Here is a 20555-nt window from a genome sequence, read left to right on the forward strand (position 1 = left end):
GCTGATCAACTTATCCAATCTTGGGTCTGTATCTTCTCAGGGATGTAGTTGAAAGCGAGGAACTTCAGCCCCTTGCTGGCCATAGCCTCTATCTCGAGTTTGGCCTTCTTTTGGAGGAAGGTTTCTATCTCGTTCTGCCAAGCCTTAGTCTTGAACCAGTCGTAGGACCTTATCTCTAGTGCCCTCTTCACGTCAGCGTCCTTCGCCTTTATAATGAAATTTCGCCTCTCTGCCTCTGAGAGGTAAGCCTTCTTGGTCTTAGAGCCGAATATATCATTCATGGATACCCCTAAGAACTTGCCATCGGGAGTAGCTAGCCTCTCACTTTCGTAGGACAACATTATGGATCCTATCCTGAAGACGCTGTAGATGTACCATCCATATGGGTCTGCATCAGTGAGGATGTAAACTGGAAGCTTTAGTTCTTCACTGAGCCGACGTACGAACCTCCTAGTTGCTCTATCCGGCTGTCCAGCACTTGTTATCAAGAGGCACTTGTATTGCTTCCAGAACCCCGCCCTATGTAGCTGTTGGAAAACTGCGTCCTTCTCCACCACGAGTACAAAATCGGCATTGACGTCGAGGAACTCAACTAAATCAGGCGTAGGCTCTATGGCATATGCACCGTGTCCCAACTTACTTAGGTCAATTACGTCATTACCGCTACGGATTCTCATATCTCCCACCACCTTTCCCTTTTCCTTACTTAGGATCAGCATCTCTTCCCTAAGTAGAGATGTGAAGACCTCTATGTCGACTATGACACTGTCAGACTCCTTCTGCTCGTCCCAAGTATTCTCCTCGTAAAGTTTTCCAGTCGTCTCGTCCTTTAGCGAGATTGAATGCTTACCTCTATAGTAAAGGTCCCTTATTGTCGGATACTCATCATTTACTAACGCATTATAAATTATGCTTGACATTAGAGCGGTCTGCATAAAACGCCTTGACTCGTTCAAGTCAATGAAGTTCCTTTTCAGTTTCTCGTCTCCCAAAAGGAGGAGTTTCCTCTGACTGTCGTAGACCGTATTAGATAGCGTTCTCTTCGGGATCAGGATCTCTGGCGGATTTCCCTTCTTTATCTGCTCTGCTATCTCAAGGAATCTAGATCTCAATACTTCAATCGCTTTTCTCCTAGCTTCCTTATCAGTCTTTGAAATCCGAGGGGGCTCACTCATGATATCTCCACCTTTAATTTCTTATACAGTTCGGCGTCATTTAACCCGATCTTTCTTGACACAATCTCTATCAACTTTTGCTCTAACTCCTTCGCCAATGGGTCGACTTTGTCCTCTGATGGGGCCTCAAAGATAGCTAGGCTTCTGGCCAGCTCTGGGATATACTTCATGTAAGTGAGCATTCTCTTTTTCTCTTCCTCTTGTTTCCTTTTCTCAAGCAGAAAAAGCCTGAGCTGTCTGGCCACGCTCATTATGGCGAACTTTATCTCCCTCTCTATCTCCTCAACGTCGGCTATGCTCTCCTTTCCAGCGCTCTTGTATGGAACCTTGGTACTGCAAAGGTGCACAAGGACGACTAGGGGAAATTGATTTTCTTCTATGCCATACCTCCTCCAATCAATTTCCTCAACTACCTTCCATATCACGTCTGATTTCTCGTCGTAGACGAGAGGTATTTTATTGGCATACCTGAGTACCGTCGGAAACTCGGCAGGTTGAATAGACCCGCCGTAGGCGATCCCAGCCTCTACTATGAATGGATGCCCCTGGTAGGCCTTGGGCTTTCTAGTCTCAGCTGCAACTAATTCTGGAGAGAAAACCTTGTTGAGTCCAATTGTGATTAATTCCTCCCCTAACGTTGAAAGAGCGTCAGCAGATGGTGGCCTGAACTTCTCGTACTTCTTCATTACTTCGACAAGCCTAGCAATCTCGTCGTCGGTTAGCTTTGACGCCGGTTTGTTAGGGGGCAATCCAGCGAGTTTAAGGATCTCGTCGGCTGTTACGTCGCCTATGCTTTGAAACTCATTTATGAGGAAGCCCCTCACGTCGTACTGGTACCTGAGGGTAGCTATGAGGTACTTCAGGAGCTCTATATCGACACCGTAGGGATGAGGTTTCACCTCTTCAGGAGGTTTGGGCAACTTGTTAGTAACGCGGGGGTAGTAAGTGACGTTCCCCTCTGGATCCCTAAACACGAACTCTGCGTATGGGGAAAGGATATAGGTCCTTTTTATATACTCATATATCCGTTGCTTGGATCTTAGCCAGTCTCCTACCAAGTATACTGTTATTATAGTACCATGCCATCCGGTGGGATTCTCTATGGACGATCTGTGAAATATTATTGGTTCATTCTTTGATATGTCTATTTTTAGTCTAAAGTAATAGACTCGATTAGATCCTTTAGGAGAAGTCTGGACTTCGAATGGCCTGTCTTGATACATTTGACTGTAAAGCAAGACAGCCTTAACTCCTAATCCATACATTCCCCTAGTTTGCCTTATAGTATACTTGGAGCTGTAGAGAACTTTCCCGAATGCATTGGGAACTATATGAGGAGGAATTCCTATTCCGTTGTCCTCAACGGTTAGCCTATAAACTTCCTTCTCAATTTCAACCCTATCTATCGATATCTTTATGCTGGGCAATATCATATGGATGTCGGTGGCATCTAGGGAGTTCTCTAGGGTCTCCCTAACGCTCTGGTAAAGAGCTCTTGCTGGATTAGAGAACCCAACTAGCTCTGGGTTCCTCTTGAAGAACTCCGCCGGGGAAATGCTGGCGAACCTCTCCCTACTCTCGCTTGACATGAAATCACCGTAACCTTGAAACATTACTTGGAACGTGTTCAGTCTAATAAGGCTGAGGCCAAAATGGGGAGAATAAGTGCAGCATCGCCGTAAACCGTGACGGTCTTTGCGTTAGGTTTCACCTTGTTCCAAGAGATGGCCTCTCGCGGTCTTGCTCCGCTCAAACTACCGTCAAACTCTTGGGCCGTAGTAACGTAAACCGCATAATCGAGACCATCTCTGAATTGACTCCACCATATGGTGTGATGCTTGCTTATTCCGCCCCCCACTATTAGGGCACCGCTCAGGTTAGAGGAGAACACGACGTCTTTAATGAGCCTCATATCCTCGAATAAGTTAATTTTAAGGCCTGTGAACTGGGACGAGATGAAGAGGTTAGTTCCAAAGGAGCCATCAACTATACCAGGTACTATTATTGGCACCTTGAGGTCGCTGCAGGCCTTCAGAATTGAGGCGTCGTCCTTTATCTTATCTCCGAACTCCCACAGCATCTCGTAAACTGGCCATTCCCTCTTAACCCTGGAGAGCTCTGGCGCGTATTCACGAACTACATTCTCCACTACCTGACCGTAAGATTCGTAAGGAATGAATATGTTACCAAGTCTATGAATGTTCAGCTCCCTTAGAGTCGAATCGTCTGCTTCGAAGAAGCCCCTGTAATATCTTCCACCGAAAGACCTAGCTATGTCGTGGTCTATAGTCCCCCCAGTTGTCACTAACATGTTAAAGAACCCATTTCTCACCATATCAGCCACTAGGCCCCTTAAGCCGGTGGAAACTAGGTTCGCAGTAAAGGAAAGTATCCTTAAGTCTGCCTCCTTAACCGTAGACTTAACCAGTTGAGAGGCTTTCACTATTGCTTCAGCCGAGAAACCGTAGACTTTCTCGTAGACCGTGATGAAGCTCCTATAGTCCCTTAAATCCCTCAGCCTCAGGTCAGAAATGGGTTCAATAAGAAGGTCCTCTCTCCTCATCCCTTAGTCACCCCTATTGGTCTCATCCTCATGACTAGCCTAGCTATTTTAGCCTCGTTCGCCACTCGAGCTACCCTATCTACATCCTTGTAAGCTCCTGGTGCCTCCTCTGCTACAACCCTCTTCGTGGCTGCCCTCACTAATATTCCCCTACTCTCTAAGCTCTGAACTACTGAACCCACTGGGTAACTTCTTACGGCTGCCTCCCTAGACATCCATCTACCGGCCCCGTGTGGGGCAGTGTACCAAGTTCTACGTCCCTCTCGAACGCCAACCATGACGAAACTCCCTGTCCCCATGCTACCTGGGATCAGAACTATCTGGCCTATCTGTCTATGATCAGTTGGTATCTCAGGACTCCCCGGGGGAAACGCCCTAGTTGCACCTTTCCTATGAACTAACAACTTCTTCCGTTTCCTCCCTACGTCATACTCCTCTATCTTGGCTATATTGTGAGCAACGTCATATACTATGTTCATGTCTAGCTTTTCTGGGTCGCTCTTGAAGACTCTCCCAAAACTTTCTCTGACCCAATGACTTATGAGCTGTCTATTAGTCCAAGCGAAGTTTGCAGCAGAAGCCATGGCCTTGACGTAGTCTTGAGCCTCAGGGGTTTCGAAAGGTATTGCAGCTAACTCTCTGTCTGGAACGAGGACGTTGTATTTCTTCATTGCCCTTTCCATCACCTGTAGGTAATCGCTCGCCACCTGATGACCTAGGCCACGGGAACCCGTGTGAACCATAACGAAGACTTGCCCCTCCTCCACTACACCTATCCTCTTAGCTATCTCCCAATCAAACACCTTATCCACTACTTGCACTTCGAGGAAGTGATTGCCGGCTCCTAAGGTTCCGAGTTGAGCCACCCCCCTCTGTCTAGCCACATTGCTAACCTTGCTTGGCTCTGCTAGATCCCAACTACCCTTCTGTTCCATGTGTTCCAAATCCTTGTCCCATCCCATGCCTTTCGAGATCGCCCACTTTACCCCCTCAGAGAGAACAACGTCTAACTGCTGACTACTGAGTTTGACTTTCCCTTCGCTGCCGACTCCGCTTGGAACGTTCCTGTAGAGTTCTTCCACCAGCTCTCCAAGCTTAGGTCTCACCTCTTTCTCCTCCAAGTTAGTTCTGAGCAATCTGACTCCGCAGTTAATATCGTACCCTATCCCCCCAGGGCTCACTACGCCTCCTTCGTCTATAGCAGTAGCTGCTATACCTCCTATGGGGAAGCCGTAACCCTGATGTCCGTCTGGAAGCACATAAACTGACTCTTGAACACCCGGTAAACAGGAAACGTTGACGGCTTGCTTCAGCGTTAGGTCTTGCTTCATTTTTTCAATTAGGAGGTCGTCTGCAAAGATGGTCACTGGGACTTTCATGCAGCTGTTCGGGTCTCGAAGTATCTGCCACTCATATTCTCCGACTTTAGTGGGAGTGACCTGCATTTAGGGTGTGAAGGGACCTCTACATAATTAAGTGTGACTTCTCTGCACTAACACCCTCTATACCAGAAAAAGCGTCGAAGTCGCGACAGTGGATGGGTCCTCTAACTAAATGTAGTGAAGCAGCGAAATACACAAAAAAGTCCACGATCCTCTGTTGGTGGATGAAGATTGTGGCGGACTCTGATCGATGAAGAGAGAAACCAATCAGATCTTTTTCTGTTTAGACTTTGCCGCCTCGTTGAGCCTTTCCTCGTAAAGATCAATGAGTCTCTTAACTTGACCAGATATACAATCTGAATCGACTTCAGTCACCAACTGCCGCAGGAACCTATAGGCGCAATCCTTATTGTGAAACTGAAGGTTCTTTCCCGCCAATTCCAAAGCGATTCCCTGACCCTGCGGAAAGGGTCTTCCGCAGACTGCGCAAACTAGTTTTCCCACTAGCCGAGAGGTTAACTTATAAGTTTTAAGTGTGACTCACGGAGTGCTGTGAAGGCCTTCGGCAACAGTAAAAGATCGGTGAGCAAATGAGGAACATCCTTTCGTTAGATAGAAGGATCTGTGAACTCCTGGAAGAGAGAAAGTGGAGCGGCTTCACCGAGGCCCAACTGAGGGCCATACCAGAAATATTGGAAGGAAAGAACGTTTTGATAGTCGCTCCCACTGGATACGGAAAAACAGAGGCCGCTCTCCTTCCGGTACTACACATGATGCTCAATAGTCCAACAAAGCCTGTCTCTTTGGTCTACATCACTCCTATGAAGGCCTTAATAAACGACCTGACGCTGAGGATTAGTTGGTGGGCTAACAAGCTCGGACTTTCGGTGAGCAGGAAACATGGAGAAGTACCCCAGAAGGAGAGGACCGGCCGGTTAAGGAACGCTCCGCATATAATGGTCACCACTCCCGAGGGGTTAGAGGTGGACCTAGATTGGGCCAACAAGTTCAGAGAGTACTACAGAAACGTCAAATGGATGATAATAGATGAGGTCCACGAACTAATACCTACGAAGCGAGGAGCTCAACTTTCAGTGCTGGCCGAAAGGCTCAAGGAGTTGGCTGGCTACGATTTTCAGAGGATAGGGTTATCAGCGACTGTGGGAAACCCAAAGACTCTCTCCGACTACTTGTTTGGAACCTCAATTAGAAGGAGAGTCGTGGTCCGCGTGAAAACCTCCAAACTAATAGATGTGAATGTAAACAAAGTACAAGAGGAGCTTGGATGGGAAGGTGGAGCAAAGGCCATAGCAAAAGGCCTGAAGCCGCCTACACTAATATTCACTAACTCAAGATTCTCCACTGAGAGGTTATTTGAAGAGATGGAGAGGTTAAAGGTGCAGAAAGTATACGTCCATCACTCCTCCATATCTAGGGACATGAAGAACATAGCAGAAGATAACCTCAGGAAAGGTGAGGCAGATGCCATAATTTGTACCAAGACCCTCGAACTGGGAATTGACGTAGGCAAAATAAGGAAAGTGATTCTCTATAGACCGCCTCCCTCAGTCGCTTCCTTCCTTCAAAGAGTAGGACGGAGCGGGCATAGTATTGACGGCAAGATTGAGGGAGAAGTGATCTGTCTCACTGACTTCGACGTGTTAGAGGCAATCTCCCTTATTGAGTTAAGCAAGGAAGGGAAGATAGAGGGACTGGAGCCTATACAGGAACCTCTAGACGTCGCTGCTAGGGAAGTCCTTGGAGTGGTATTACAAAAGGGCGAGGTAGAAGTTGGACAAATATACCGTATTATTAGGGGTTCCAAGTATTTTAGGAGACTGAGGCCAGAGACCTTCGACGAACTAATATCCTACATGGAAAAGAACGAATTACTAGTAGTAGAGGGTGGGAAGACGTCGTTAGGTAGGGGGTTCTTCAGGATATGGCAGTTCGATCATAAGAAGAGACTACCTTGGGTTAGGAGTTTCTCGGAGTTCTTCTCCATGATTAGTGGTAACGACGTTTTCCTTTTGCGTTACGAGGGAAAGCCGGTTGGTGAGATAGACGCTCCCTACGTCTACAGGTACATTAGAAACGGAGACGTCATTAGGATAAGCGGGAGACTTTGGAAGGTGATGAGAATAAATAACAACGTAATGTTAATTGATGTGATCCCCGTAACGAAGGGCGAGGCCGAGATTCCCATATGGCGCGGAGACAGTATAATTAGATCTTCACTTTTAGTAAAAGAGATTCCCAAAATACTCTATAATGAGAATGAGGTCGTGTCCAGAATAAGATCGTGGTACATAGAGCGAGGCCTTCCAATTCCAAGTAATAACGTCATTTTCGTCGAGAAAGGACAAGGAGAGACTGTTTTTTCGACATTAATAGACGAGAAGGTCTCCATGACTCTAGCGCATATGTTGATGTTCGAAGTAAGTAGTAAGGACACAATAAACACGTTTGCAAGGGCATCAATATACGGTTTCTCTATAAAGGGGGAGGAGGATCTTCTGTGGAAGTTAGCCAGTAAGAGTAGAGAGGAAGTAAAGAAGATAGCCCTAGCAGCGGTTAGGAGATCTCCTCTATTCTACTCAGTAATGAAAGAAATTCAAACTAGCTTCGGTAAGATGGGTAAGACGTCACAGAAGGAAGATAAACTCCTCATAAGGGAGGCACTTAAACAGACGGTGCAGAGATACTTCGCTATAAAGAGAACAGTGAGGTATCTAGAGCGGTTGAATAGTGGTGAACTAACTGTTGTGAACCTTGAGTCGCAATCTCCCCTGGGAAAGGCTGTGTTAGGAAGCCCGCCAATAAGGCCTTGGTTCTCAGATCCATTTAGGATAATAGCGGAGACGTTGGAAGGAGGGGCCTATACGGTTACAGAACTAAGTGAAATGGTTTCGCTACCTCCTAGCACTGTTGAGGCTAGGCTAAAGAAGATGAGGAGAGGAACGGGAGAGAGGAGAACGATAAGTTTCATAGACGTCGACGACGCTGAGATAAGGTGGTGCCTAGCCAAGGATCTAAGGAAGATCTATGGCTCGGACTCTTTCTACAGCTCATTTCATCCTAACGAAGTAGACCAGAGCGCAATAGCCATGATCAGGACGGGACAGGATGACGGTTTCCTTGAGATGCTTTTCACCCCTAAGGAAATAATCGAGGATCCTGACCTTTACAGGAGGAAGATCCCCTTTGAAGAAGTGGCCGAGCTTAGAGTCAAAGATCCGGCCGAGCCCATTTTACAGTCACCGCGATATTACTTCATCTCTAGGGATCTCCTCCCTATCATACTCCTTAACGCCACATCCTACATCCAAAGTTTAAAATATTCGTGAACCAAATGTTCCCTACAGATGATGAGTGCCTAACTCTTGAGGTGTGAGAGCGGCCCGTGATGCTGAGCGATGGATTTATTTTCCATGGTTTTCAAGGAAGCAACGACGGAACATTGAACGAGACTCACAGGATAATCGTTAGTAGTACTAAGAGTGTTGAGGAACATACATTAGAGGCAATAGTTCTGTTCAATCAGGGAGCAGATAAGGTAGAAATTAAGGGAACTGGGTTCGAAGTGAATAAAGCGGTTGACATCTATAACTCTATAGTAGATAGGTTGGGAAAAGGCGTAGAGTTAGAAGGGGTAGAGACTGGGAGCGAGGTGAAGGACAAGAGGAGGTTGTCCTTCATCCTGATAAAGTTAAGGAGAGTGTATTGAGAGCTCTGTCTCTGCTTTGCCTATCACATCAATGAGTTCCTCAAGCAGCTTGGAGATAACCTCCTCTGGTTCCTTAGAGCCCGACTCGACGGCCTCCATATCCCGTAACATCTCGTTAGTCCTCGCCTCTGAAATTACGTCTTCAGCCCTTGCTTTAAGGTATTGGAAGATTTCTTGCCCCCTCTTGGTGGAAACAAGGAGAGACCGCTTCTTACTCTCTACAACGTACCCGTGCCTTCTGAGCGACTCCACTGTTTTCGCGTAGGTGCTGGGCCTACCTATGGATTTGCTCTTCATCTCGGAAATAAGCTCGGCGTAAGTCATGAGCCTCACAGACGAACCTCTGTAAATTGACGATTGAGGCGTAACTTCTCCCAATGGAATATTGAAAGTTTTAGGTGGATAAATCTCCGAAAAGCCCCCGCTAGCTTTAACAGGAACCTCCACTGAAAACTTATCACCGAATCCCGTAATGGAGAACGTTTTGAGCACAATGCTCGCAGAATCGAGCTGACTAGCGATGAACCTCTTAAACACAAGATCATAAAGACGCAGATGGTTTCTAGTCAAGTTAGCTACAAACTTAAAGGGGTTCTGGGAGAGCTCCTCCCCAAGTTCTTCAGCATCCATTGGTTTAGTCGGCCTTATGGCCTCGTGCGTACCTTCCTTCCCCCATTCTCTGGGAGTGAAGTTAGCCTCCAACTTCTTCTTCTCAACATAAGCTCTTGCTATCGCTATCCCGTAACTAGAAACATGAACGCTGTCGGTCCTATGATAAGTGATGAGGCCGGCTTCGAACAGATCCTGAGCTAGCTTCATGGTGTATTGTGGATTGAAGTGAAGGGCAGTAGAAGACTCTATAAGAAGAGAATCGGTTGTAAAGGGTGGGAGAGGATTCCTCCTCTCGTTCCTGCAACTCTCATCCTTAACGTTGACTCTCCTAAACGTCCTGAGCCAAGATTCGGCCTCACCCCTAGAGGGGAAGAAGGTACGATGCACGTAATCCCCTAACTTGAGTGAGACATACCATCCCATGTTCTTCCTATACTGAGCTGTCCTATCCACCACCCACCCTAGTACCGGTGTCTGCACCCTTCCAGCACCGTGGTTACCGTCGTTGAACCTCAACTTCAACAGCCTACTCAGCTCAAACCCTGTCCACCTGTCTTCTATCCTCCTCACCAACTGGCTCTGCACTAGAAGCAAGTTTATGCTACCTAACTTCCTAAGGGCCTCAAGTATAGCCTGTTTGGTTACCTCGTGATACGTTACTCTAAAGAGCTTCTTGTTGTAGGGGGCAATCAGGGCCGCCACATCAGATGCTATCTTCTCTCCCTCAGCGTCTGGGTCAGTAGCTATGTAGACCTCATCGACTTCCGTGGATAGTTTCCTTAGTGCGTCAACAATTTTCCTAGAGAAGGAGGAGAGTCGATGTCCGCAGTATGGACAAACATCGTCATCGGTTGAGAGAACTCGCCTACAGTTATCACACCTCTTTATGAAGGAGAAGTGTGGCCTATACGAGTCCTCGTCGATCTCGACACCATGAAGCCCTATCTCAGAGAGGGTAACGTCAGTAACATGTCCCCGCGTAGCCACAACCGTAGCTATTAGGGCCTCGCCTCCTTTCTCATCGACAACGATAGTCTCGTGAGCTGGGACATCCCCAATATACCTCTTTACAGGTCTACCGAAGAGCTTTGATATCGTTCTTGCCTTAGTGGGAGACTCGACAACTATGAGTACACTCTTCATTTTAAGTTCATTCCCCTCTACCCCGCTTCTAGACGTATCTATCGCTCTAGAGATCTCAGTCAAATTCAGGTCGTCAAACTTCACAGGCTCAAACTTATCCATGTAATTCCCCATCCTAGTCTTCATTAGTTCGTAGACCTCTTGATCATCTACGACTGTCACCGACAAACCGAAGGAGAGCTTGCCGTTGATCATCCTACTTGCCCTCCCAGATCCTTGAATGTAAGTTACTACATCAGGAAAGACAACGTACTTCTCACTCTCTCCTGCTACTACAAAATACTTGCCGATCACCTTTCTTCTCCTCTTCAAAGCTTCTCTTACTAGTTCTCCCATCTCCTCTAGGGCTCTCTTCGCCTCTTTCAATTTTCCAGTCAATTGCTCGCCCCTCCACATCGCCACTTTGAGCATCTGGGCTTCGCTTGGGTTAAGAGATGAAAGTGTAGTTTGAAGTTCCCGAGCCTCCAAGTCCAAGAGAGAGGCGAGGGAGGACACTATGAATGGGTTGAACAGAGCCGCCTTAAGGGAGAGTTTAACTTTCGGAACTCCATGAAACACTACATACCTGATTGCACGTGGTTCATCTATCCCCCTAACAGCTACACCATAATAATTAGCGGAGCCCAGTAGTACGTCCACCTTCCCCTCTACTATGTCCTTAAGAAATCTCCTCCCATTGAGCGCCAAACCGACTTTGATTCCCTTGGACTCCAACCTCTCCTTAAGTTCCAGTATTCCAGCCTTGCCACGGTCCCTGGAGACGAGGATCAATCCTCCCTTGCCCATCTTAGTTACGATCTCTGTCGGATCCAGCTGAGTGTAAGAGTCCAAAACATTTCTCATATAGATTTGAACTGTAGAAGGTTCGAACCCTAAGAGGAATTTCATGGCTTTCTGTTTAATGCCTTTGGGCTTTGCAGTAGCGCTGGCTATAACGAATTGAGAGTAGGAGGACCTAGATTCTACCACCCTTCGCTCTATTTCCTCTACGTCCTTGGCTAGCTTCTCTGCCTTCTCTTGGTCGACAGTGATGTAGAACCTTAGAGCATTCCTTAGTTTCACTAGTCTTATGGTATCTTTATAAACTTGTTCAGGAATTCCTAGTAAAGGAACTATCTTGTCTACAGTCTTCCCACTCTTTATTATAGCATCGGCATCATCTACCGCAACGAAGTCGTACACCACTCCCATACCTCCTTCCGCCCTTCTGTTGAGGTACTGATAGGTGATGACGTCAATTCCCTCAAACCTGGGCACTCCACAACCAAGTCTAACGCTCATTTCCTTGATCTTGTCACATACCTGCTGCATTAGTGACTTGGTGGGAACAATATATACGGTCCGTTTACCACGTTGAGACAAAAGAGAGGCATATGTGATTAATGTGGTGGTCTTTCCTAACCCAGTGGGGGCCGACATGGAGAAACTATCGCCAGCCACAAGGCGCCTTAACCAGAAGAGTTGAAGGTTCCAAGGTGAATAGCCAACCTTTTCTTCGAAGAATCTCCTTGCTTCCTCGAACCTCTGCAATCTGTCGTAGAGCTCCCAGTAAGCACTCAACTTTCCGTTGTCAACCAACACAGAGTACACAGCTCGTATAACGTCCTCCCTGCTAAGGCCAGCAACGGCAGCGGCAGGGATGTCTGCACAGGCCTTACAAGGCAAACCAGAAGCGGCTACTTGAAATTCAATAGGTCCTCCACAGTTGGGACAACCTCCACTATAAACGGCAGTTATCATTGTCGAGAACTGTCTTCAATATGGTTGAGCTTTAAAGCGAGAAGACGAGGTGTTACAAAAAGGGGTTAAGGGGAAGCTTCACCTGTGGGGATGTACAGGTCCTAGTACGAGTTTAAACATCCTCGGAAAATCTAAGTGATGTGCACGTTCCAGCCCAATTGAGGAATCGGGCTGAGGGGCTATAAAACTTCGTCCCTTGGGATCTCGATCAACCATTGGATCCCCCTCGGGATCGTCGACTTCCTTCAAGTGAGGTGTATCTGAACGACCAATTGCTTGATTGAGACGTAAAAACCCAAAGCAACGACGGGAAAGATTAAACCTCCTGAGAGGAACACCTCCAGATGGGGAGGAAGTCGGTTTCCATAACCTCCTTTAAGAAAGCTTGAAAATAGCGAGAGGACGATCTTCTAACCGTGTTTGAGGATATCCTTAAGTTGAGCCTGGGTGCAATAGCGGAATCCATGCCTGCGGAGTCCTTCACTTTGAGGGAGGCAGTAGAAGGAAGGAGGACTTTGAGACTCAGAGACGGCTCCACACACCAGTTACGCAACGAGGAAATAGAGAGCTTGGCTAACAGGGTACCTAAATACCTTTGGGGTCTAGTTAAGCTACCTTTCGTGATAGTTAAGACTAACTCCTTGGGGGCCTATAAGCTAGGAGGGGACAGGTGGAGTGTTGAGGCCATAAATATTCTACTAAACAGAAAGGAGGGAGCAGAGAGGCTAAGTGGAATAGAGGTGGAGAAGTTGCTGAAAGAATTCAACTCCTTAATATTTATAGGCTTGGGAATAGACGATATTCAACTAGATGAGTAGTGACCCTAAATGGTTCTGGACCCTACTGAGGTTCTTAGGACCATAGAGAGAAAGGGGAGTTCTGGCTTCCTCCTCAATTACCCTGAGGAGGGGAGAAGGAGATCCATAGACATAATGGCGAGAAAAGGGAGCAGACTCCTTTTGATAAAGCTAGCCCAAGACAGGGTGGGAAAGCAGGAGGTCGCAGACCTCAAGAACTTTTCATCGGTTATGGGAGCTACTCCTCTACTCCTGACAGAGGAAGCTGAAGACGAAATGGCCGTAATAAGAGAGGGACTGGTAGGTGTGTCGAAGGAGGGTTTGGAAAGAATATTGGAGGATGACAAGATTCCAGTATTCAAGACAAAGGGAGGTATATTTGTGAAAGTTAATTCGGAACGCATCAGAGAAGAGAGGGAGAGATTGGGCTACAGTATAGGGGACTTGGCAAAGTACTTGGGTGTATCTAGGAAGGCAGTGTATGAATACGAGAGAGGACTCTCCGCAGTCTCAATCCAAATAGCAGAGAAGTTAGTGGGACTTCTCGGAGAAGAGGTAATAGGAGATCTTCTATCGGACTACAAGATAGAACCAGCGGGAGACTTTCCGTCAAACTTACTGAAGTCGAAGATTCTCAAGATAGCCAGAGACAGTGGGTACAGTGCAGCTGAACTCCAAATGACGGCGGCGGACGTAGTGGCTGCCAAGGGAGAGGCCAGGTTCATCGTAACCATAGAGTCAAAGAACGTGGAGCAAAAGAGTGCCAAACTGAAAGAAGTTACCAAGATGAGGGGAGGACTCGGCTCTAAGTTGGTTCTGATAACAAGGACTCATAGGTTCACCAAGGACGTAGATGGAGAGGACGTGGAAGTCTTATTAGAGGAGGAGGTCGACAGGCTGAAAGAGATATTGAATGAACCTAGTGGAGGTTAGGGAAGGGGAGGCAAATCTACTAGTCCCAGATCCCGCGAGCTATACAAAGGATGGAAAGTTCGACCCGAGTTGGGCCCCTGTCTTCTACAACCCAAGAATGAGGTTGAATAGAGACCTAAGTGTGATAATGGTCAAATTGAATAGAGTGAGAAGAGCCCTAGACGCATTCACGGCTTCAGGAGTCAGGGCAATTAGATATTCATTGGAGGGGAAGGCAGAAGAGGTAAACTTCAATGATATAGACCCTATAGCTCTGGAACTGGCGAGGAAGAACGCGGAGTTGAACGGTGTGAAAGGAAGATTCTTGAACTTAGACGCCAGAGCTGCTATGTTCAACGCAAGATACGATTGGATCGATATAGATCCCTTCGGCACTCCAGCTCCTTTCCTACTAGATGGAACGGCGGCAATTATAAGGAAGGGGATCTTGGCTGTTACCGCGACGGACCTTACGGCCTTAGAGGGAGCTGCTCCTCGGGCCTGTTTAAGGAAGTATGGTTCTGTTAACGACGGACTATCCTCCTCCAAGGAGATCGGAGTGAGGGTACTCTTGGGTTCCTTGGTTAGAGCGGCTGCTGTAGCAGAAAGGTACATAGAGCCCATGCTCTCCTTCTACGCTGATCACTACATCAGAGTGTTTGTTAGGGTCCTAGAGGGGGCCTCTAAGGCAGATCAGTCCTTACGTTCGATGGGTTTCGTTTACGAATGCCCTAACTGCCTTTACATGTCGACATCGAAAATCGCTGTTAGTAATTGCCCAAAATGTGGAGGAAGGACGAAGCTAGCTGGACCTCTTTGGCTGGACAGGATCGAGGATCAAACCCTCTTGGAGAACGTACAGCAGGAAGTCCTTTCCGGTCCTGAATATTCAAAGAAAGCCCTGGAAATAGTAAGCAAGCTTAGGATGGAGATTAACTTTCCGTACTGGAGATTGGACAAACTAGCATCAATGCTTAAGGTTCCGATGCCTAGTCGAACAAAGTTGTTCCAATGTCTAAGGGAAATAGGTAGACATGTGACTGAAACTCACTTCGACTACAGGGGCTTCAAGACGGATGCAAACTACGACGAAATTGTGAATTGCGTTAAAGTTCAAAGCTGAGAGATCAGCCAAGAGGCAAGTTTGGGACAGTTATGAGGGCCTATTTGGCTTCCGTTGCCACACTTACTAAGGATGTTGCAAGTGAAACAGGGGACGTCATGCATGCTCTTAACATTCACCACAATCCTTGAGTAATCTCTAGCAACGGCGAAAAGCTTCACGACGTTCTTACCATCCACCTTCATCGATCTCTTAAGCACAAGACGCTTCAAAATCAATTTCTTGAGGGCCGAGCTAAGTTCCTTATTCGATACACCGAGGGCTGTAGCGAGTTCGGTTTGCGCTATACCTTCATCACCAGCTTCCTTTATTTTCTCGTGAACTAACTCCTCCAATTGGACTGGGCTTATTTCCATAAAACCACCTATGCTAAAGATCTATATCGCTGCACCCTCTTATTTACTTTTCATAGCCTCTATATGTCATAGGCTAACTCGCTAGTTCCTAGTAAGACAACAGATCGCCAGATCGAGAGTCTACTTGGATCAGGGGATATATACAGGGTAATATCACATAGAGGCCATTAAACCCACACTTCTACCTCTGTGAACAGGACGCAAAATGTTTTTTACAAGGATAGTAGATATGGTCTCGATTTTGATGGGAGAGAGCGTTGAAGGAGAACAGCTCTACAAGAAGATAACGGAGTTAAAGGACGAGATAATAAGATTAAAGGGGAGAGAAACTCCGCCATAGAACAAATAAAGAAGCTAAGAGCAGAGAAGGCCCAAAAGCTGGAGACCCTAAGATCTTTGAGGGAAACTATAGATAAAATAAGGGAGAACATGAAGGGCAAACTGGACGAACTTCAATCGCTTAAAGCAAAGAAAGAGGAGCTATTGAATGAACTCAATCAAATGAGGGAGGCTCTTAAGGTGGACGACAAGGCTAAGACCGAAGGCGTCTCAAATTTGGCTGCCATACAGAGGAGAATAAGGGAGCTTGAGTGGCAAGTACAAACTAACTCGCTCGACATAGAGGAAGAAAAGAGGCTAGTCAAGAGAATAGAGGAATTGAGAAAGAAGGAAAACGAACTGAAGAAGTACGCCAAACTGAAGGAGAAGTATAAGGAGGGTAGGGCTCAGCTCTTAGCTAAGAAAGTTGAACTAAGCACGGTGAGATCCAAGATGACTGAAATAGTAGGCGAACTGAAGATACAGAGAGAGTTACTGGAGAAGAAGAAGGCAGAGAGGGATGCCATTGTCAATCAGATAATTGAGCTCAAGAAAAGGATAGAGGAACTGAGTGCCATGATAGACAAACTGGGGAACGACGTAAGTGAGAAACAAAAGGAATTAGGGAGTGCCATAGAAATGTCTAGGAGAGGTAGTCAGACGTGGTCGAGGCAGGAGGAACAGAGGATCATGGAGAAGAAGAAAGAGGAAGTGAAGGAGAAGATGAAGAAGACCAACAGGCTCTCGTTCCACGAGTTCCGGATACTTTACGACGGGGCTCAGGGGTCTGATGGGGAATAGAGTCCTAGTAATATATATAGATATTGATGATGACTTAGGTGTAGCAGGAGTTCAAACCCCAGTTATAGGAGCTGAGGAAGTTCAGAAGGCAATGGAGATAGCCTCCAAATACATGGCTACAGACTCAGACTTCAACAGTATGGTAGTAGCATACAATGTGTATCGAGGTTTAGTGGATGACGGAGAGGATGCGGAGATAACTTTTCTTGCTGGTTCCAGAGCAGGTGGGGTTAGAGCACAAAGGGCCTTCTCCAAGAAACTAGACGACGTACTTAACAAGGTTAGGCCAGACGAGGCTGTAGTCGTCTACGATAGCCCAGAGGACGAGAAGGCCCTCCCAATAGTTCAGTCCAAGGTGAAGATTGCTGGTGTTGAAAAAGTGGTGGTGGAGCAACACAGGGGAGTTGAGGAAACCTATGCAGTGCTGGGAAAATACCTCAGAAAGCTAGTGGATGACCCTCACTACTCTAGGGTGTTCGTAGGAGTACCAGGAATTTTACTGGTAACGGTCGCTATAATGAGTCTACTTGGTCTATTGAAGTATGTAGCAATAACAGTAGCGCTGATAGTGGGAGGAGCGATGGTGATTAGAGGCCTAAAGTTGGACGAGGTGGTAGAGAACTGGTGGGAGAACTCAGCCGTTATGACGGTGGCCGGGGTGTTAGCCGCCATTTCCTTTGTCTTGATGTTAGTTAACGTCGTGTTAGTAAGCGAGGCCTTGCCCAAGACGCCTCAAGCCTACGCAGCCGCCTTAGACGACGTTCTTCCCTATGGGGTGTTTGGACTCCTTCTCCTCTTCTTCGGTAAACTGATCTCGAAAGTGCTAGGTAGAGATGTGAGACTGTGGCACGATGTAATGGGGGTTCTAGTAGTTATAGTGCTCTACTATCTCTCAAACGGAATACTGAAGGCGATATCGTTGGGGCAGTATGTCATATCGCAACAACTAATATACGGTCTAGTAGCATCTAGCTTAGGGCTCATATCCCTCTACGTTGGGTTACTCCTCTTCGAAAGGAGGTTTCTGACTGAAAAGAGGTCCTGAAAACCCATAACTCTAGAAGTGGAAGCGAAATAGCTTAAATAGATGCCCCCGTGTAATATCGCCTCAAGTAAGGCATTTTCTTTGATAATACGATGTCCTCGGTATTATCTTAGTAGATTTATAAATGGTAGTTTCACCATGAGTATTAGATGTGAGGGTCAATCTAGGCCGTACAGTGAGTGTATATAAGGAAGGGCTCAGGGTAGTCTCCTTGGACCCTTCTTTAGATTACGAAAGAATTAACATAATTGGAAAGACGGTGAGGGATAAGTACGGCAACGCAGTTGGAAGAGTGCTTGACGTGATAGGGAATGTCAAGAATCCTTATGCGCTGGTGAAGACTACGGGTAAGTGGAACGAAGAAACCCACGTGAGGGTGGAGGGCAAGAGGAAAGTTGACTGAAGTCTCTTCCGACGGCTTCAAGGATCCTTATCAGAGCTGTATCACTGGAGGCCCACATAGGCCAATAATGGATTATGCGCGTGGCGAAGTCAAATGCTCAGAGTGTGGATTAGTTCTAGACCAGAGTGTAGTTGACCAAGGTCCAGAGTGGAGGAACTTCAACCAAGAGGAAAGGAACGGCAGAGAACGTGTAGGTAGGCCCAACGACCCTGGGAGTCACGATTGGGGCATGAGCACTGGAGTGGGAAGGAGTAGAAACCCTAGAAGAGACGCTAAGATAAAGAACCTCAATCATAAAATCAGGGTCTCTGCCAAAGACAGGAAGTTAGTCACCCTGCTCTCATCTCTCCACCAAGAGGCTTCTAAATTAGACCTACCTCGACATGTGAGAGATACTGGCGCTATGGTATTGAGAAAACTTTACAGCGAAGGTCTAGCCAAGAGAATAGAGCCAGAGGTACTGGTAGTTGGAGCCCTGCTCTACGCAAGTAGAGTGAACAGGATCCCCAAGACTGTACCCGAGGTACTGGCCGTAGCCAACGTGGACAAGAGGCAACTCTGGGACGCCATGGAAAGGATAAGTAAGATGTCTAAAGTGGGTGATTCCTTCAAACCTCACCTGAAACCGGCAGAATACGTTCCACGGATTGTGGCAGAGCTCAAATTGCCGGATCACGTTATCACGAAAGCGTCAGAACTGGCGGAAAAGGCCTACGAAAATGGCATAACGAGTGGAAGAGGTCATCTGGGACTGAGCGCGGCCTCAGTTTACGTGGTGAGTGCGCTGCTCGACGTCAAGAAAACCCAGAAAGAGATCGCGGAGGCAATGAAGATAACGGAGGTGACGATAAGGAATAGGTGCAGAGATATCGTGAACAACTTCGACATAACTGTCATGTTATGAGACGCTAAGAACCAATTCCTCCTTTTCCCCTTACGGTATGAGAAGCTTTAAATACCAAACATATGGTTGATACATGGCTATAGGTGAGAAGTATGGCAACCGCGTCTCCGACACCAAGTAACGTGGTGTTAGTAGGAAAGAAGCCCGTAATGAACTACGTGTTGGCTGCTCTGACCCTGCTGAATCAGGGTGTGAGCGAAATAGTGATAAAAGCTAGGGGAAGGTCAGTCAGTAAGGCTGTGGACACCGTAGAGATAGTCAGGAATAGATTCCTTCCCGACAAAGTAGAGGTAAAGGAGATAAGGATAGGCAGCCAAGTTGTGACGAGCCAAGACGGGAAGCAGTCTAGAGTTTCAACGATAGAGATAGCGATAAAGAAGAGGGCCTAAGGAAATTTTTAGCGCTGATTTTCTTTTGAAGCAGTTTTAAATAGGGAGAATCCTCACTCTACAGCTAAGTGTTAGTATATGGCTAGCCAACCTACGATAAGGGTTGAATTCGAAGGAAAGGCTAGGGTTGGAGAGGTTCTTGGTAATCTGGCCAACTTACAACTCAGAGCTGAGGACTTTTCGAGCCCAATTGCATTGCAGATGGCTATATCTAGAATCTACACAGAGATGATGAGACTGGCCGAACAGAGGCCGCAGGCCAAGTATGTAGGGGAAGTCAAATTCAATGACTCCTTAGGCAACCAAGTTGTCGTTGGGGTTGATTTAGGCGACAAGATACCTCCCCTAGGTAACAAGGAAGTAAAAGCGAGAGTTATCGTTGAGATCTACGACGAAGACTAGCTTTCCTTAATAGATAAGGGTAAACCACGTCTATAAATAAATAGTCCTCGAGGTCGTTCAACTTGAATGTGAAGTTATCGATCTCGGAAACTAGGCCGCTCTTTATCAAGTACCTTAAGACCGAGAGGACCACCTTAGGTGAGAAGTAGGGACGCATATGGGAGAGTGCGTCTCCTATATTGAAAGGGAGATAACCAAATTTTCTTCTCAACTCTAAGTAGATCGCCAACTCCCTCTTATTTAGCATCCTCAAATCTCAACAACCTGGTGAGTCATCACGGTTCAGCCCTTACAAGTTCTTTCATCCCTTTTCTCACACTACCTGAATTGATTAAGACTTCGGTTCCACGCATATGAACAGTTAAAGTTCCTCTTCGCCATCAATACGCCTCTCTGCTCAACTTAACGGTACCGAAAAGTTGCATGTGATCATTCGTTGAGCCGCGTGAAGAGAAGTCGTATAGACTCGTCCACAACCTCCCACTTGATTCCTTTTGGATAAAAACCTACTATCACATCGCTCCAAGCACTTTTTCATTTGATAACAATACTTTATAAAAGGCCGTCCGCCCTCGTCAATGCGATCTTTTGACTCACTAATTTACGTGAACTACCCCGCCCTCGCGGACGGGGCATCTCGCGGTGGGGATTTCCTGCTTCCCGGAGGAACCTCGATCCCCGTCCGTAGCGGAGGTTCAGTGGAACCTTTCTGTGAAAATCGTGGAAGGGGGGTCACGGAGGGTTTCCTCTCCACTGGCGTGAG

General features: G+C 46.9%; 19 protein-coding genes. 11 read left to right on the plus strand and 8 right to left on the minus strand.

The features are described 5' to 3' along the window. Positions 1 to 5: 5 nt before the first annotated feature. From HS1genome_RS05305 to HS1genome_RS05325, 5 genes are all read right to left on the minus strand, one after another. Positions 6 to 1175: a DNA topoisomerase IV subunit A gene (locus tag HS1genome_RS05305; RefSeq protein WP_126449910.1), complete on the minus strand. Its 1170-nt coding sequence runs from the start codon at positions 1173 to 1175 to the stop codon at positions 6 to 8. Continuing rightward, entirely contained in the window at positions 1172 to 2764 is a 1593-nt protein-coding gene (locus HS1genome_RS05310; protein ID WP_126449911.1) for a DNA topoisomerase VI subunit B, read from the minus strand. The genes HS1genome_RS05305 and HS1genome_RS05310 overlap by 4 nt, the downstream gene beginning before the upstream one ends. 38 nt (positions 2765 to 2802) lie before the next feature. Further along, entirely contained in the window at positions 2803 to 3738 is a 936-nt protein-coding gene (locus tag HS1genome_RS05315; protein ID WP_126449912.1) for a deoxyhypusine synthase, read from the minus strand. Next, on the minus strand, positions 3735 to 5183 hold the full coding sequence (locus HS1genome_RS05320; protein ID WP_126449913.1) for an RtcB family protein: 1449 nt from the start codon (positions 5181 to 5183) through the stop codon (positions 3735 to 3737). Before HS1genome_RS05320 ends, HS1genome_RS05315 begins: the two co-directional genes overlap by 4 nt. Before the next feature lie 204 nt (positions 5184 to 5387). Then, positions 5388 to 5624, minus strand: a complete 237-nt coding sequence (locus HS1genome_RS05325) for a hypothetical protein (protein ID WP_126449914.1) — start codon at positions 5622 to 5624, stop codon at positions 5388 to 5390. Between the two features lie 86 nt (positions 5625 to 5710). Between HS1genome_RS05325 and HS1genome_RS05330 the strand changes: the two genes are divergently transcribed. Continuing rightward, the gene (locus HS1genome_RS05330) at positions 5711 to 8467 is read left to right on the plus strand and encodes a DEAD/DEAH box helicase (protein WP_126449915.1); all 2757 of its coding nucleotides are present in this window, start codon (positions 5711 to 5713) and stop codon (positions 8465 to 8467) included. 59 nt (positions 8468 to 8526) lie between these two features. Next, on the plus strand, positions 8527 to 8847 hold the full coding sequence (locus HS1genome_RS05335; protein ID WP_126451329.1) for a ribonuclease P subunit p25 family protein: 321 nt from the start codon (positions 8527 to 8529) through the stop codon (positions 8845 to 8847). Here HS1genome_RS05335 and rgy read toward each other — a convergent pair. Beyond that, positions 8830 to 12342 (minus strand): reverse gyrase, encoded by a 3513-nt coding sequence (rgy, locus tag HS1genome_RS05340; RefSeq protein WP_126449916.1) that lies wholly within the window; start codon positions 12340 to 12342, stop codon positions 8830 to 8832. The two genes, HS1genome_RS05335 and rgy, sit on opposite strands and share 18 nt — an antisense overlap. A 416-nt stretch (positions 12343 to 12758) precedes the next feature. On the opposite strand from rgy, the gene HS1genome_RS05345 reads away from it, so the two are divergent. Genes HS1genome_RS05345 through HS1genome_RS05355 form a run of 3 tightly spaced genes read left to right on the plus strand, consistent with a single transcriptional unit; the run spans position 12759 to position 15174 of the window. Then, the gene (locus HS1genome_RS05345) at positions 12759 to 13160 is read left to right on the plus strand and encodes a DUF61 family protein (protein WP_126449917.1); all 402 of its coding nucleotides are present in this window, start codon (positions 12759 to 12761) and stop codon (positions 13158 to 13160) included. Between the two features lie 9 nt (positions 13161 to 13169). Then, entirely contained in the window at positions 13170 to 14072 is a 903-nt protein-coding gene (locus HS1genome_RS05350) for a helix-turn-helix domain-containing protein (protein WP_126449918.1), read from the plus strand. Beyond that, the gene (locus HS1genome_RS05355) at positions 14053 to 15174 is read left to right on the plus strand and encodes a tRNA (guanine(10)-N(2))-dimethyltransferase (protein WP_126449919.1); all 1122 of its coding nucleotides are present in this window, start codon (positions 14053 to 14055) and stop codon (positions 15172 to 15174) included. The genes HS1genome_RS05350 and HS1genome_RS05355 overlap by 20 nt, the downstream gene beginning before the upstream one ends. Here HS1genome_RS05355 and HS1genome_RS05360 read toward each other — a convergent pair. Beyond that, complete coding sequence (locus HS1genome_RS05360; RefSeq protein ID WP_126449920.1) at positions 15165 to 15530, minus strand: RPC34 RNA polymerase subunit family protein; 366 nt, start codon at positions 15528 to 15530, stop codon at positions 15165 to 15167. The two genes, HS1genome_RS05355 and HS1genome_RS05360, sit on opposite strands and share 10 nt — an antisense overlap. Positions 15531 to 15875: 345 nt before the next feature. Here HS1genome_RS05360 and HS1genome_RS05365 point away from each other — a divergent pair, with 345 nt between their 5' ends. From HS1genome_RS05365 to HS1genome_RS05390, 6 genes are all read left to right on the plus strand, one after another. Beyond that, positions 15876 to 16649: a DUF7121 family protein gene (locus HS1genome_RS05365; RefSeq protein WP_478219190.1), complete on the plus strand. Its 774-nt coding sequence runs from the start codon at positions 15876 to 15878 to the stop codon at positions 16647 to 16649. Then, positions 16639 to 17694: a DUF373 family protein gene (locus tag HS1genome_RS05370; RefSeq protein ID WP_126449922.1), complete on the plus strand. Its 1056-nt coding sequence runs from the start codon at positions 16639 to 16641 to the stop codon at positions 17692 to 17694. The genes HS1genome_RS05365 and HS1genome_RS05370 overlap by 11 nt, the downstream gene beginning before the upstream one ends. A gap of 151 nt (positions 17695 to 17845) precedes the next feature. Further along, positions 17846 to 18097 (plus strand): H/ACA ribonucleoprotein complex subunit GAR1/NAF1, encoded by a 252-nt coding sequence (locus tag HS1genome_RS05375; RefSeq protein ID WP_126449923.1) that lies wholly within the window; start codon positions 17846 to 17848, stop codon positions 18095 to 18097. Continuing rightward, positions 18090 to 19001, plus strand: a complete 912-nt coding sequence (locus HS1genome_RS05380; protein WP_229768184.1) for a transcription initiation factor IIB — start codon at positions 18090 to 18092, stop codon at positions 18999 to 19001. The genes HS1genome_RS05375 and HS1genome_RS05380 overlap by 8 nt, the downstream gene beginning before the upstream one ends. Before the next feature lie 92 nt (positions 19002 to 19093). After that, positions 19094 to 19390, plus strand: a complete 297-nt coding sequence (gene albA, locus HS1genome_RS05385; RefSeq protein WP_126449924.1) for a DNA-binding protein Alba — start codon at positions 19094 to 19096, stop codon at positions 19388 to 19390. A 78-nt stretch (positions 19391 to 19468) separates the two neighbouring features. Continuing rightward, complete coding sequence (locus HS1genome_RS05390; RefSeq protein ID WP_126449925.1) at positions 19469 to 19792, plus strand: hypothetical protein; 324 nt, start codon at positions 19469 to 19471, stop codon at positions 19790 to 19792. Here the strand turns inward: HS1genome_RS05390 and HS1genome_RS05395 are convergent. Next, positions 19764 to 20045, minus strand: a complete 282-nt coding sequence (locus tag HS1genome_RS05395) for a hypothetical protein (RefSeq protein ID WP_126449926.1) — start codon at positions 20043 to 20045, stop codon at positions 19764 to 19766. The genes HS1genome_RS05390 and HS1genome_RS05395 overlap by 29 nt on opposite strands. Positions 20046 to 20555: the final 510 nt, after the last annotated feature.

It is taken from the genome of Sulfodiicoccus acidiphilus (genome assembly GCF_003967175.1).
Lineage (GTDB): Archaea > Thermoproteota > Thermoprotei_A > Sulfolobales > Sulfolobaceae > Sulfodiicoccus > Sulfodiicoccus acidiphilus.

Coding starts and splice junctions, on each gene's coding strand:
- HS1genome_RS05305 (WP_126449910.1), bottom strand. CDS start 1,175: ATGAGTGAGCCCCCTCGGATTTCAAAGACTGATAAGGAAGCTAGGAGA.
- HS1genome_RS05310 (WP_126449911.1), bottom strand. CDS start 2,764: ATGTCAAGCGAGAGTAGGGAGAGGTTCGCCAGCATTTCCCCGGCGGAG.
- HS1genome_RS05315 (WP_126449912.1), bottom strand. CDS start 3,738: ATGAGGAGAGAGGACCTTCTTATTGAACCCATTTCTGACCTGAGGCTG.
- HS1genome_RS05320 (WP_126449913.1), bottom strand. CDS start 5,183: ATGCAGGTCACTCCCACTAAAGTCGGAGAATATGAGTGGCAGATACTT.
- HS1genome_RS05330 (WP_126449915.1), top strand. CDS start 5,711: ATGAGGAACATCCTTTCGTTAGATAGAAGGATCTGTGAACTCCTGGAA.
- HS1genome_RS05335 (WP_126451329.1), top strand. CDS start 8,527: ATGCTGAGCGATGGATTTATTTTCCATGGTTTTCAAGGAAGCAACGAC.
- rgy (WP_126449916.1), bottom strand. CDS start 12,342: ATGATAACTGCCGTTTATAGTGGAGGTTGTCCCAACTGTGGAGGACCT.
- HS1genome_RS05350 (WP_126449918.1), top strand. CDS start 13,170: ATGGTTCTGGACCCTACTGAGGTTCTTAGGACCATAGAGAGAAAGGGG.
- HS1genome_RS05355 (WP_126449919.1), top strand. CDS start 14,053: ATGAACCTAGTGGAGGTTAGGGAAGGGGAGGCAAATCTACTAGTCCCA.
- HS1genome_RS05360 (WP_126449920.1), bottom strand. CDS start 15,530: ATGGAAATAAGCCCAGTCCAATTGGAGGAGTTAGTTCACGAGAAAATA.
- HS1genome_RS05370 (WP_126449922.1), top strand. CDS start 16,639: ATGGGGAATAGAGTCCTAGTAATATATATAGATATTGATGATGACTTA.
- albA (WP_126449924.1), top strand. CDS start 19,094: ATGGCAACCGCGTCTCCGACACCAAGTAACGTGGTGTTAGTAGGAAAG.
- HS1genome_RS05390 (WP_126449925.1), top strand. CDS start 19,469: ATGGCTAGCCAACCTACGATAAGGGTTGAATTCGAAGGAAAGGCTAGG.